Annotated in this window: 11 protein-coding genes and 2 pseudogenes; 5 read left to right on the plus strand and 8 right to left on the minus strand. The window is 70.2% G+C overall.

Translation table 11 applies throughout. From position 1 onward, the window contains the following. The first annotated feature begins 35 nt into the window (after positions 1-35). The gene (locus tag ADK64_RS45970; protein WP_159046288.1) at positions 36-269 is read left to right on the plus strand and encodes a hypothetical protein; all 234 of its coding nucleotides are present in this window, start codon (positions 36-38) and stop codon (positions 267-269) included. A gap of 894 nt (positions 270-1163) precedes the next feature. Here the strand turns inward: ADK64_RS45970 and ADK64_RS18015 are convergent. Further along, entirely contained in the window at positions 1164-2309 is a 1146-nt protein-coding gene (locus ADK64_RS18015; protein WP_053660144.1) for a Glu/Leu/Phe/Val family dehydrogenase, read from the minus strand. 651 nt (positions 2310-2960) lie between these two features. Here ADK64_RS18015 and ADK64_RS18020 point away from each other — a divergent pair. Further along, a complete protein-coding gene (locus ADK64_RS18020) occupies positions 2961-3884 on the plus strand; it encodes a LysR family transcriptional regulator (protein WP_053660145.1) in 924 nt (307 codons plus the stop codon). Between the two features lie 147 nt (positions 3885-4031). Here ADK64_RS18020 and ADK64_RS18025 read toward each other — a convergent pair whose 3' ends face one another. After that, positions 4032-4952 carry a LysR family transcriptional regulator gene (locus ADK64_RS18025; RefSeq protein WP_053660147.1) on the minus strand — a complete coding sequence of 307 codons (921 nt, stop codon included), beginning with the start codon at positions 4950-4952 and terminating at the stop codon, positions 4032-4034. Between the two features lie 172 nt (positions 4953-5124). Between ADK64_RS18025 and ADK64_RS18030 the strand changes: the two genes are divergently transcribed. The 3 genes from ADK64_RS18030 to ADK64_RS18040 are packed head-to-tail and all read left to right on the plus strand — an operon-like array spanning position 5125 to position 9275. Continuing rightward, positions 5125-6297, plus strand: a complete 1173-nt coding sequence (locus ADK64_RS18030; RefSeq protein ID WP_053660149.1) for an NAD(P)/FAD-dependent oxidoreductase — start codon at positions 5125-5127, stop codon at positions 6295-6297. 24 nt (positions 6298-6321) lie between these two features. After that, positions 6322-7719: a VOC family protein gene (locus ADK64_RS18035; RefSeq protein WP_053660151.1), complete on the plus strand. Its 1398-nt coding sequence runs from the start codon at positions 6322-6324 to the stop codon at positions 7717-7719. Between the two features lie 26 nt (positions 7720-7745). Then, positions 7746-9275, plus strand: a complete 1530-nt coding sequence (locus ADK64_RS18040) for an aldehyde dehydrogenase family protein (RefSeq protein ID WP_053660153.1) — start codon at positions 7746-7748, stop codon at positions 9273-9275. A 35-nt stretch (positions 9276-9310) separates the two neighbouring features. Here ADK64_RS18040 and ADK64_RS18045 read toward each other — a convergent pair whose 3' ends face one another. The 6 genes and pseudogenes from ADK64_RS18045 to ADK64_RS47410 form a co-directional block, all read right to left on the minus strand. Then, positions 9311-9922 carry a TetR/AcrR family transcriptional regulator gene (locus tag ADK64_RS18045; RefSeq protein WP_053660154.1) on the minus strand — a complete coding sequence of 204 codons (612 nt, stop codon included), beginning with the start codon at positions 9920-9922 and terminating at the stop codon, positions 9311-9313. A 47-nt stretch (positions 9923-9969) separates the two neighbouring features. Then, positions 9970-10854, minus strand: a complete 885-nt coding sequence (locus ADK64_RS18050) for a 3-hydroxybutyryl-CoA dehydrogenase (protein WP_053660156.1) — start codon at positions 10852-10854, stop codon at positions 9970-9972. A gap of 45 nt (positions 10855-10899) precedes the next feature. Continuing rightward, positions 10900-11280, minus strand: a complete 381-nt coding sequence (locus ADK64_RS47395) for an acyl-CoA dehydrogenase family protein (protein ID WP_234384617.1) — start codon at positions 11278-11280, stop codon at positions 10900-10902. A 196-nt stretch (positions 11281-11476) separates the two neighbouring features. Then, positions 11477-12049 (minus strand): annotated as a pseudogene (locus ADK64_RS47400) (acyl-CoA dehydrogenase family protein); the annotation flags it as partial. Between the two features lie 37 nt (positions 12050-12086). After that, positions 12087-12422 (minus strand): acyl-CoA dehydrogenase family protein, encoded by a 336-nt coding sequence (locus ADK64_RS47405; RefSeq protein WP_234384618.1) that lies wholly within the window; start codon positions 12420-12422, stop codon positions 12087-12089. Between the two features lie 202 nt (positions 12423-12624). Continuing rightward, a pseudogene (locus ADK64_RS47410) lies at positions 12625-13203 on the minus strand (acyl-CoA dehydrogenase family protein); the annotation flags it as partial. Between the last annotated feature and the right edge of the window lie 28 nt (positions 13204-13231).

The following is a 13231-nucleotide window of genomic DNA, read 5'->3' on the forward strand; positions in this document are numbered from 1 at the left end:
TGACGTGGCTGATCATCTGGCGGAATTCTGCGATCATGCGGAGCACCGACTTCGGCCGGCGCGACAGAACAACTCCCGACGCGATCAAGAAGATCAGCGCAGCAAGAGCTTATCGACAGATGCTTCTCAATGAGCGGCTGCCACACATGATGGAAGCCGGATGGCTGACGGGCGCCAACGGGTTGAAGGCAGTTCGGCGGCTCATGTTCACCTGTCCCCCGCTCGCGTTTTACCGTGTGTCTGCGTTCGCGGCCTGCGGGCTCGAATAGGCCCTGGCCAGAAGCGTTACGACCCTGGATCGATCACCGAGACTGATGATCTCCTTTGTCTCAAACGCTAGTTGACGCTATCACGATCGCTATCGTGTGCCAACCGCTACGATTGATCGATTGGCCTGTGAAACTTTTTCGGCCAATGTGCGTGGTGGAATGAACCCGCCCGTGATGACGTCCTTCGGGCGTGTGTCGTGGCCCCTGAACGCCGGGGCGGACGTCATGTGACAACATCCGCCGGCTGCACGCCGGCCCTTCAACCGGCAGGCAGTTCCAGCCACTTGTCCATCCGTGCTCCCGGGGTGCTTGGTCGTCGGAGGTTCCGACAAGGGAATTGAACGCGTGTGATGAGCCAGGTCGCATGTCGGGCCGGGCCCTGGTCCGCGAGGGCCCCAACCGGGTGACATCACCCGCGGTTGCTGCCCGGCCGTGCACGTTCGACCGGACTCGGCGCGCTTCTGGGCCCTGGGGCCGCCCTCAAGGCCAGCCCCTTGCCACCTGCGCCGGCGTGCCGACCGCAACCGGCGTGCCCGCCCGCGCACTCCGTCAGGACCCGGAGCGTTCCTGCCGAGCGGGGCGCTCACATCGTGCGCGCGGCGCAGCCGGACACCGACGGCGAGCGCCGGCCTGTGAGCCGCACGGCCGCCCCATCCGCGCCGACGCCGTGGGCCGGTTGATGTCCGGCCCACGGGCCGGCACCTCGACCGGAGCCCGGCTGCCGGCGCACTGAACACCGACGACGTCAGGCCGTCCGGCGGTGCGCCGAGGTGCCGGCCCCTCTTTCGCATCATCGAGCGTGCACGCCACGAGTTCTGTGCTGTGGAACGGGTCGCCTTCCCCCCTGCTCGCTCCCCAGCTCTCCCTCCGCGTGTTCACGTGAGGCCGGTCGGATCAGGGTCTGATGCGGCCCTTGCTGCGCATGGCGGCACGGACGCGTTCCTCGGCGATACGGCGCCCGGCGATGTGCGGGGTGGTGGCATGACGTTGGGCTTCTTCGAGCACGTTGACGGCGTTGGCGCGCAGTCGGTGGGCGATCGTCTCGAAGATGGCGGAGGTCTCGGTGCGGAACCCGGAGTAGCGGGCGTCCATGGCGAAGGCCGCGGCGACGACACCGCCGGCGTTGGCCACGAAGTCGGGCACGACGGCGATGCCTCGTTCGGCGAGGATGGACTGGGCCGACGGAGAGGTGGGCAGGTTGGCGCCTTCCACCACCAGTTTCGCCTTGATCCGGCGTGCGGTCGCGTCGTCGATGACGTCCTGCAGAGCCGCCGGGACCAGGATGTCGCACTCGACGGTGAGTTCCTCGCCGGAGGGCACGGCGAACCCCTGGTGGTGGCGGGTGACGAAGTCGTCGCCGTGCTCCTTCCTCGCGGCCTGCAGGGCGGGCACGTCCAGTCCGCTGGGGTCGTGGAGGGCTCCCTTGACGGTGGACACAGCGACGACGGTGGCGCCGAGTTCGGCGAACCTCGCGCCGGCGGCGTGGCCGACCGCGCCGAACCCCTGGATGGCGACCCTGGCGCCCTTGAGCGGCAGCTTGAGGTGCTCGGCGGCGGCGTCGGCGACTTCGGCGACGCCGAATCCTGTGACGCCGAGTTCGTCGTAGGCGACTCCGCCGAGGTGGGCGGGGGTACCGACGGCCGCGCCGCGGTCGCCCAGTTCGTCCTGGATGACGGCACCGTCGTCCTCGGTGAGCCCCATGTCGAGGCCCATGACGTATTCGCGTGGCACCTCGTTGGACAGGGCGCGGGCGAAGGCACGCAGGATCGCCTCCTTGTCGGGGCCGGCCGGGTCGGCGACGATGCCGGCCTTCGCGCCGCCGTAGAAGAGGTCCACGCCGGCCCACTTCCATGTCATGACACGCGCCAGGCGGGCGATCTCGCCGACGGAGACGTTGGGGCCCATCCGCGTGCCGCCCTTGCCGGCGCCGCGGGCGGTGTTGTCGATGACCAGGACGCCCTTCATACCGGTGCGCCGGTGGGAGACGACGACGATCTTCTCGGGTCCCCAGTCGTCGACGAGGGAGAGTGCGTCAGTCATGCGGGTTCCTTGTCTGCTGGTGAAAAGGGCCGGTGGATCAGAGCTGCGTGGACAGACCACGGGCCACAGCGCACCCCTGCGACCGCGTGCTGGATTCCGGCCGCTGCGGCCTGGCGGGAGACTTCGGCTTCGAACTCGGCCACTGCGAACGGCTATGCCGCTGGTGGCCGTGGGTGGCAGTGGGGCTCTCTGACGGAGCGGGCGACGAGGTGAGGAGGCTGCCGGCCCGGGGTGTGGTGGACGAGGAGTTCGGCGTGGCTGCGGGTGCACCGGGCGAGCGCACCGGCACGCGGCTCGGGCGGATCGGTGGTTCTCATGCCGCGGTACAGCCCGGTTCCGGCCGACTGGATGCGACGGCAACCGGAGGCGTCGGCCGAGTACGGGGCGCGGCACCCGGCGTCGCCGTACGTCTCACCACGCTCTCCTCGCGTGAGCGTTACGGGCACGGCCGCCGCGTCGGAACGTTGCGGGCCCCGCGCTGTCGCCGTCACTGCGATCGCTCCTTGTGGCTCACCGATCACGAACCTCGTGACCGCCACGATCCTTGCCTGTGAAGGCAGTTCACAAGGGTCAGCAGCACGACAGAAGCGTCGCTTCAGGGCAAGCACTGCTTATGCTGAATCGAACCTGGAGTCCGGCCGGAGGGATGCGTTGCTCAAGCCGCAGCACCTGCTCACGTTGCGGGCCGTCGTGCGCACCGGCTCGTTCGTCATCGCGGCCGGCGAGCTCGGCTACACCGCCTCCGCCATCTCGCAGCAGATCTCGGCGCTGGAGAGGCAGACCGGTTTGGTGCTGTTCGAGCGGGAGGCGCACGGCGTCCGGGCGACCGCCGCGGCCCGACAACTGGTCGACCTCAGCATCCCGGTGCTGGCCGCCCTCGACGACCTGGGTCACCAGGTGCAGCAGCTCGCCACTGGTGCCACCGGCCGGCTGAGGCTGGGCAGCTTCCCGACCGCCGTCGTCCGGCTCGTGCCGCCGGCCCTGTCGGCGCTGACCGCGACCCAGCCGCGGGCGCAGATCCAGCTGGAGGAGGGCGAGCCGGACGAACTGGTAGCCGCACTGAACGACGGGGATCTGGACGTGGCGCTGGTGTACGAGTACGGGCTCGTCCCCCGTCAGTGGCCGGACGGTCTGGTCCGCCATCAGCTCGTGCGGGAGGACCTCGTGCTGCTCAGGGCCCGCGACGGCGGCCCGTGTGCTCGCCTGGCCGGGCTGTCGCGAGCCCGCTGGATCACCAGCAGGGAGGGGACGGCCGGCGCCCTCTCCCTCACCAGGCTGTGCGCGGCTGCCGGGTTCGAGCCCGAGGTGGCCTTTCGCAGCAACAACTACGACGTCGTACGCGAGTTGGTGTCCGCTGGGCTCGGCGTGGCGATCGTGCCGGGGCTCGGCCATTCGCCCAGAGACTCGGTGCAGGCCACCCGGCTCACGCAACCCTCGGCCTTTCGCCGGGTGATGGCCCTGCACCGCCGGGGCAACGGCAACCCGTTGCTCGGCACGGCGCTTCGTACGCTGCGTGGGGAGATGCCGGTGGCGGAGCCGTATGTGCATCCGGCGCGGGACACACACCCGGCTTGATCCCGTCACGGTTACCGTACCGGCGTACACTGCGCCCGCGACTCGGGCTCGTCGCGCACCGCCAGGTCGTCGTCCAAGGCGTGGGTGCTCGACGGACCCCGGGGCACCACCGGCGTTCCGGGACGGCAGACGCCTCCAGCCTGCCGCTCACGCCTGGGCCGGGCTCGGCCGGCGCCGAACCGCGGAGGCCCGCAGAACGTCGACCATGGCGGCGATCGTCGGCCGGTGCTCGGCGAAGGAACGGCACACCACCACGATGTGGCGCTCCATCGACTCGTCCAGCTCCAGGACATCGAGGCTGGACGGGCGCAGCCGGAGCATCAGATCCGTCACCACGCTGACCCCGACTCCGGCCTCGACCAGGGCCAGGGTGGCGGCCGTGTCCGTCACCTCGTGCAGCACCTGCGGTTCGAAACCCACTCTGCGGCAGGCGGTGAGCACGGCGCGGCCGTAGTAGCTGCCGACGCACGGCATGATCCAGCCCAGTTCCCTGGTGTGGGCGAGCGAGACCGACTGGCGGCCCGGCATGGTGCCGGTGGGAACCGCGAGCGCGAAGCGCTCCCTGGACAGCTCCGTCACCCTCAGGGACGGGTCCCGTGGGATGGGCACGTCCGGGTAGTCCAGGCCCAGTGCCAGGTCCACGCTTCCCCCGGCGACCGCGTCGTACACCTCGTCCACATCCATGTCCCGGCTGCGTACGGTCACGCCCGGATGTCGCTCGCCTATCCGGCGCAGCGCGGGTGGGAGGATCTCGGCCGCGGCCGTGGCGAACAGCCCGACCCGCAGTGTCCCGCTGATCTCGTTGCGCGTGCGCTCCAGCGCCTCCACGGCCTCGGCCTCCGTGGTGAGGATGCGCTCGGCGTGCAGGGCCAGTGTCGCCCCGGCGTCGGTGAGCTCCACCCGGCGTCCCACCCGTCGCAGCAGTTGCATTCCGGTGGCCTTCTCCAGTGCGGCGATCTGCTGCGAGACCCCGCCGGGCGTGTATCCCAGGGCTTCCGCGACACCGGTGATGGTGCCACGCCGGGTCAGTTCCACCAGCGAACGCAGCTGCGCACTCGTCCAGTCCATTTAGAGATACTAAAAGATCAGAAGCATTAACCGATGGTAGACGTCAACGTTTTGATTGCTGCACGATGACGCACAGATAGCTGATCGGCATCCTCCGTACTGACAGCCCGTCCTCTGTGCGACCGGACCCGTCCGGTCGCGACGGGGATGGCTTCTGGAAGGGAGTGGTCTGTTGTCCTCCTCCGCCTTCCGCACCGTTCCGGCCTGCGCCGATGTGGTGATCATCGGCGGAGGCGTGATGGGTGCGAGCACCGCGTTCCATCTCGCCGAGTCCGGGGTGCGGAACATCGTCGTCATCGACCGCGGCGACCTCGGCCGCGGCAGCTCGGGCAAGCCGATCGGCGGCGTACGCGCCCAGTTCTCCGATCCGCTCAACATCGAGCTGGGCAGCCGAAGTCTGCGTGCCTACGAGGACTTCCCCCGGCGCCCCGGAGCCGACATCAAGCTCGACACCGTCGGCTATCTGTTCCTTCTCGACAGCGCACGGCAGACGAAGGACTTCGAGGTCAGCGTCAAACTGCAGAACGACCTCGGTGTGCCGAGCCGCATGATCACCCCAGCTGAAGCCCGGCGCCTGTGCCCCTACATCAGCACCGACGGTCTCCTGGCCGCCGCCTACTCACCCACCGACGGGCATGCCCGCCCCGCACTCGTCGTCCAGGGCTACGCGCTGGCCGCAGCCCGGGCGGGTGTCACCATCGCGGCACACACCGAGGTGTGCGGCATCGACGTGGCCGGGGACCGCGTCACCGGCGTGCACACCAGCCATGGCCGCATCGGCTGCTCCACCGTCATCTGTACGGCAGGAGCCTGGTCGGCGAGCATCGGCGACATGGTCGGCGTCAACCTCCCCGTCCGTCCGGTCAGACGCCAACTGGCGTTCACCGAGCCGCTCGTGCCGTCCGCCCCGCGCATCCCCTTCACGATCGACTTCTCCTCGACCGCCTACTTCCACAACAGCGACGACGGGCTGCTCTTCGGGCTGGCGGACCCCGACCAGGAGGAGGGCTTCGACACCACCTGGACTCCGGAGTGGCTGGAGATGTTCCGCGACATCGCCCGCCATCGCGCGCCGGCCCTGGCCGACATGAGGACGACCAGGGGCTGGGCGGGGCTGTACGAGGTCACACCGGACCACAACGCGCTCATCGGGCGGTCCCCGGATCTGGCCAACTTCCTTTACGCCGCCGGGTTTTCTGGTCATGGCTTCCTCCAGGCACCGGCGGTCGGCGAAGTCGTGCGCGACCTGTACCTGGAGCGCGAGCCGTTCACCGACATCTCCCCGCTCAGCGCCGACCGGTTCCGCCACGGTGCCGGGATCCGGCCCGAGGCGCACGTGGTCTGACCCTCGATCGAAAGGCCCGCAAACATGTCGACGATCAGTCAGTGGCAGCTGCGCGCGGCGTTCGCGGCACGGTTGTCAAAGATGTACGGGCACGAGGTCCCCGCCTACACCACGCTCGTGGATGTCGCGCGCGAGGTCAACGACGACGTCCTGCGCACGCGGGGAGCCGACGCCGAACGCCTCGGCTCCATCAGCCGGGTGACCGCCGAGCGGCACGGCGCGATCCGCGTCGGCACACCCCGCGAACTGGCCCAGGTGGCCCGCGTCTTCGGCGCCCTCGGCATGCACCCGGTCGGCTTCTACGACCTGCGTGAGGCAGCCGCCAGCGCCGTACCCGTCGTGTCCACCGCCTTCCGGCCGGTCGACGGTGAAGAACTGGCCCGCAACCCCTTCCGGGTGTTCACCTCCCTGCTCACCCCGGCCGACCCCCGCTTCTTCGACGCCGGCCTGCGCATGCGCCTGGAAGCCTTCCTCGCGACCCGCGAGCTGTTCCCGCCCGAGCTGCTCGCGCTGGCCGACCGCGCGGCGGTCGAGCGCGAGCTGCCACGGGAGGAAGCCGAGAGTTTCCTCCAACTCGCCGTCGCCGCCTTCGAGTTGTCCGGCGAGCCGGTCGACAGGTCGTGGTACGAGACCCTGGAGCGGATCTCCGCCGTGGCCGCGGACATCGGCGGCGTACGCAGTACCCACGTCAACCACCTCACCCCGCGCGTCCTCGACATCGACGAGCTGTACCGGCGGATGACGGACCGCGGCATCGAGATGATCGACACCATCCAGGGCCCGCCGGCCTGGAAGGGCCCCGACGTCCTGCTGCGCCAGACGTCGTTCCGGGCGCTGGCCGAACCTCGTGCGATGCGCCTCGCGGACGGCAGCGTCGAGAGCGGCGCCCTGCGCGTGCGCTTCGGCGAGGTCGAGGCGCGCGGCATCGCCCTCACCCACGAGGGCCGCGCCCTGTACGACGAACTCCTCGGCGCCGTCGACGAGCAGGCGTCCCGGAATCCCACCGGGGCCCGCGCCGACATCGCCCGCACCCTGTGGGAGCGGCACATGCCGGGCAGCGAAGCCGGACTCGCCGCCGGCGGACTGGCCTACTTCACCTACCGGCCCGCCGACGAACGGCCCCGCGACGGCACCGAACCGCCCACCACCATCGGCGCGTTGGTGCGGCAGGGCTGGGTGCGCGCCGAGCCGATCGTCTACGAGGACTTCCTGCCCCGCTCCGCCGCCGGCATCTTCCAGTCCAACCTCAGCGGCGAGGGCACCCGCGACAACGACAAGGAAGGCACCGCCTACGACGCCGCCTGGCTCTCCGGTGCCATCGGCCGCGACGTTCTGGATCCCTACGCACTCTACGAGCAGCAGCAGGACCGCTCCCTGGCGCAGGTCGCCCGCGACCTCGGCCTCACCGGCACACTCCGCTGACCCCTCGTATCCTCAAAGGAGAGACCATGCCCAGCACCACGCTGCCCACCACCGTCGAGCTGCGCGCCCGCGCCCGGGCCTGCCTCGAGGGCATCGGCGTCACCGTCATGGAAGGCGGCGACCTCCATGCCCGCACCCCCATCACCGGCGAGCACCTCTTCGGCCTGCCGGCCGCCACCGAGGCCGACGTCGAAGCGGCCGTCGAGGCCACCCGTACGGCCTTCCTGACCTGGCGCACCACGCCCGCGCCGCGCCGCGGTGAACTCGTCCGCCAGCTGGGCGAGCTGCTGCGTGCGCACAAGAGCGAGCTGGCGGACCTCGTCACCGTCGAGGCCGGCAAGATCGGGTCCGAGGCGCTCGGCGAGATCCAGGAGATGATCGACATCTGCGATTTCGCCCTGGGCCTGTCCCGCCAGCTCTACGGCCGCACGATCGCCTCCGAACGCCCCGGCCACCGCCTGGCCGAGACCTGGCACCCCCTGGGCGTGGTCGGTGTCATCTCCGCCTTCAACTTCCCCGCCGCGGTGTGGTCCTGGAACACCGCCATCGCACTCGTCTGTGGCGACACCGTGATCTGGAAGCCCTCGGAACTCACGCCGTTGATCTCCCTGGCCTGCGACCACTTGCTCGCCCGCGCCGCCGAGGAGGTCGGCGCACCCCGCGACGTCCACCGCCTGCTGCTCGGTGACCGCGCCGTCGGCGAGAAACTCGTCGACGACCCCCACGTCGCCCTCGTCAGCGCCACCGGCTCCACCCGCATGGGCCGCGAGGTCGGACCCCGGGTCGCCGCCCGCTTCGGCCGCAGCCTGCTGGAACTCGGCGGCAACAACGCCGCCATCGTCACCCCGTCCGCCGATCTGGACCTCGCGATCCAGGGCGTCGTCTTCGCGGCCGCGGGCACGGCGGGTCAGCGCTGCACGACACTGCGCCGCCTCATCGTCCACCGCGACATCGCCGACGCACTCCTCGAACGCCTCACCGCCGCCTACACCAAGCTCCCCATCGGCAATCCCTTCGACGACACCACGCTGGTCGGCCCGCTCATCTCCGCCCCGGCGCTCGACGCCATGCACCACGCCCTGTCCCGCGTCCAGGCCCAGGGCGGCAAGATCCTGGCCGGTGGAAACCGGCGCCTGGCGGAAGCGGCACCCGCGGCGGCCTACACCGAGCCCGCCCTCGTCCGCGTCGGCGAACAGACCGACGTCGTACGGGAGGAGACCTTCGCCCCGATCCTCTACGTCCTCACCTACGACACCCTCGACGAGGCCATCGCCCTGCACAACGACGTCCCCCAGGGCCTTTCGTCCAGCATCTTCACCCGCGACCAGCAGGAGGCCGAGATCTTCCTGTCCGCCGCCGGATCCGACTGCGGCATCGCCAACGTCAACATCGGCACCTCGGGAGCGGAGATCGGCGGCGCCTTCGGTGGCGAGAAGGACACGGGAGGAGGCCGCGAGTCCGGCTCCGACGCGTGGAAGTCCTATATGCGGTCGGCCACGAACACGATCAACTACGCTAGTGAACTCGCCCTCGCCCAGGGCGTCAGCTTCCTCTGACCAGACCCCTCACTGGCCCCGTCCGCTCGGGCAATTCACTCCACCGGCACCGATTCCGGCAGGCCCAGTGCGGCGGACACATGGCGCCAGATGGAGGCGAGCGCGCTGTCCAGGGTGACGGTCGGGTCGCGGAGCATGAGGCGGATGCCGTAGCCGTCGCTCAGGGACAGGACGAGCGTGCAGAGGTCGTCCACGTCGGTCGGCGTGAACTCGCCGGACGCGATGCCGCGCCGTACCGCCTCGGCCACCCAGGTGTGCAGCTGCGCGTACAGGTCCACGGCAAAGGTCCGGGTGGCCTCGTCGCGCAGCGCCCGGACCCACAGTTCCTGCCAGAGCCGCCAGTCCTGGTGCAGTTCGGGATCGGTCGGCAGCAGGTTGCGCACGATGCGGGCCAGGATGACGGCGGCCGGTGCCGTCCCCGCGTCGCGTTCCACGTCCGTGGCGGTGTTGGCGAAGGAGTGCGTCATCGCCTCGGTGAACAGCTTCTCGCGCGTGTCGAAGTGGTAGTGCAGAAGCGCCGTCGACACGCCCGCCCGCTCGGCGACCATGCGCATCCGGATCTTCTCGAAGCCGATCTCGGCGATGGCCTCGCACGCGGCGGTCAGGATGCGCTCGCGCGTGTCTGCCGTGCGCATCTTGGTGGACACCCCGCGGCTCCTCTCGTTCGGTGGTCGTACGCCATGACCATTTTCCCTCACCTTTCCCTCGCCGGGGGCTGTCCGTCGTACATGTGGAAGCCGCGTCCGGATTTGCGCCCCAGCAGTCCGGCCTCCACCATCCGGGACAGCAGCGGGGGCGGTGAGTACTGCGGCTCGCGGAACTCCGCGTACAGCGACTCGGCGATGGCCCGTGTGGTGTCCAGGCCGATCAGGTCCGCCAGGGCCAGCGGTCCGAGCGGGTGGGCGCAGCCGAGGACCATGCCGCGGTCGACGTCCTCGACACTCGCGCTGCCCGACTCCACCATCCGGACGGCGGCCAGCAGATACGGCACGAGCAGCGCGTTGACGATGAATCCCGCCTTGTCCCGGGTGCGGACGACCTCCTTTCCGAGAGCGCCGGTCACGAAGGTCTCGGCGCGGGTCACGGTGTCGGCCGAGGTGAGCAGGGAGGGGACGAGTTCGACCAGCCGCAGTACCGGTACGGGGTTGAAGAAGTGCACGCCGACGACGTGCTCGGGGCGGGTCGTCGCGGAGGCCAGCCGGATGACCGGGATGGAGGAGGTGTTGGTCGCGAGGAGGGCGTTGTCGCCGGTGACCACGGAGTCCAGGCGGGTGAAGACGTCGACCTTGAGGCGCTCGTCCTCGGCCACGGCCTCGATCACGAGGTCGCGGTCGTGGAGTGCCTCGATATCGTCGGCCACGGTGACCAGTGCGGCGGCGGCCTCACGCCCCTCTTCGGTGAGCCTGCCGTGCGCGGTGGCCCGGTCGAGTGAGCCCACGATGCGCAGGCGGCCCGTGCGGGCCGCCTCCGCGTCGCGTTCCACCACCGTCACCGGCAGGCCAGCCCGCGCACAGACCTCGGCGATGCCCGCACCCATCAGTCCGCAGCCGACGACTCCGACGCGTTCGATGTCGGTCATCCGAGCTTCCCTTCGATCTGTACCGGTCGTTGTGTCGGCGTCGGGTCAGGCGGTGGCGGTGGGCAGGTCCAGGACCCCCGCGCCGCGCTTGATCAGCTCGTTGGCGATGATCAGCCGCTGGATCTCGGAGGTGCCCTCCCAGATGCGGTCCACGCGCAGCTCCCGGTACAGGCGCTCGACCGCGTACGTACGGTCGTAGCCCCGCCCGCCGTGGATCTGCAGGCACCGGTCGATCACCCGGCCGGAGGCCTCGCTCGCCGCGAGCTTGGCGATGGCGGCCTTGGCGTGCAGCGTCTTGCGGTCCTCGGCCGGGGCCTGGTCGGCCTCCCAGGCGACCTGGTGGGTGTAGGCGCGGTTGACCGCGATGTCCACGGCGCAGTCCGCGAGCATCCCCTGGATCAGCTGGTACGACGCGATCGGGGTCACGGGCCAGTTCCAGTGCGCGTTCGGCGGCGCCGGTGGTGCGTGCCGCGATCATCAGGCGCTCCTCGGTGAACCAGGAGCGGGTGATGTCGTAGCCCTCGCCCACGCCGCCGAGCACGGCGTCCTCGCCCACCTGGACGTCGGTGAAGGTGAACTCGGGGTGCTCATAGACGAAGGTGTGCATGAAGCGCGGCACGCGTGTCATCTCGATGCCCGGGGTGTCCTTGTCGACGAGGAACAGCGTCGGCGCGCGGTCCGGTCCCGCCGCGGCCAGGACGATCATGAAGTCGGCGTGGTCACCGACCGTCACGAACCACTTCTCGCCGTTGAGCACCCAGCCCCGGTCGTTCCTGGTGGCGGTGGTGGCGAGGTTCTGCGGGTCGGAGCCCGCGCCCGGCTCGGTGACGGCGTAGCAGTCGCGCCGTTCGCCCCTGATCACCGGGGCGAGGAAGCGCTCGCGCTGTTCAGGGGTGCACAAGCGCAGTGCGTTGGCGGGCCGCCACACCATGTCCCACAGGGCACCGGTGAGCCGTCCGAGTTCCTCCTGCACGGTGACCTGCTCGGCGATGGTGAGTCCGGCGCCGCCCCATTCGGCCGGCATGTTGACGGCCTGGAGTCCGGCGTCGAGGACGGCGTCGCGGATCTTGGCGTGAGCGTCGGCGGCCAGGCCGTTGTTCTCCTCGCACTCGATCTCGTAGGCGGCGATGACGTCGGTGAGGGCGCGGGCGTCGGCCTTGAGCTGTGCCTGGCGCGGGGTGAGACGGAAGTCCATGGAGGTGGGTCCTCGCTTTGCTGGGAAGGGGGCGGATTCAGTGCGTGGGCAGGGCCAGGGCGCGCGTGCCGCGCTTGATCAGCTCGTTGGCGATGATCAAGCGCTGGATCTCGGAGGTGCCCTCCCAGATCCGGTCGACGCGCAGCTCGCGGTACATGCGCTCGACGGGGTAGGTGCGGTCATAGCCGCGACCGCCGAAGATCTGCAGGCAGCGGTCCGCGACCCGGCCGGCGGCCTCGCTGGCGGCGAGCTTGGCGGTGGAGGCCTTGGCGTGCAGCGTCTTGCGGTCGGTGCCCGGCTGGTCCGCCTCCCAGGCGACCTGGTGGGTGTAGGCGCGGTTGACCGCGATGTCCACGGCGCAGTCCGCGAGCATCCCCTGGATCAGCTGGTACGACGCGATCGGGGGCGGCACCGACCGTGCGGGCGGCGATCATCAGGCGTTCGTCCGTGAACCATTCCTTGGTCAGTTCGTAGCCGCTGCCGACACCGCCGAGCACGTCCTCGTCGGCCACGAAGACGTCGGTGAAGGTGAACTCGGGGTGCCCGTTGACGGCGGAGTGCATGAAGTGCGGCAGCCGCGTCATCTCGACTCCGGGGGCGGCCTTGTCCACGAAGAAGAGGGTGGGCAGCCGCTCGGGGCCGGCGTCCGCCTGCACCAGCAGGAAGTCGGCGATGTCGCCGCAGGTGACGAACCACTTCTCGCCGCTCAGCAGCCAGCCGCCGTCGGTGCGGGTGGCCGTGGAGGTGCCCGAGGAGGGGTCCGAGCCGGCGCCCGGCTCGGTCACGGCGAACGCGTCGAACCTCTCGGCGCGGAGCACGGGCAGCAGGTACTTCTCGCGCTGGCGTTCGTCGCCGTACGCGAGGACGTTGGCGGGCCGCCAGGGGATGTCCCACAGACAGTTGGTGACCTTGCCGAATTCCTCCTCGACGATGACCTGGTCGAGGAGACTGAGGCCGGCGCCGCCCCACTCGGCAGGCATGTTGATGGCGTAGACGCCGGCGTCCATGGCGGCCCGGGTCAGCTCGGCGACCAGCTCCTGCGGCAGGGGGCCGCCGGCCTGCTCGGACTGGTCCTCGTACCGCATCAGCAGGCGGGCGTAGCCGGCGGCGCGGCGCTTGAGGTCGGCCTGCTCGGGGGTGTAGCGCATGTCCATGGGGCCTCTTCGGTTCGGGGCGCAAAGG

The organism is Streptomyces sp. MMG1121, from assembly GCF_001280015.1.
GTDB lineage: Bacteria > Actinomycetota > Actinomycetes > Streptomycetales > Streptomycetaceae > Streptomyces.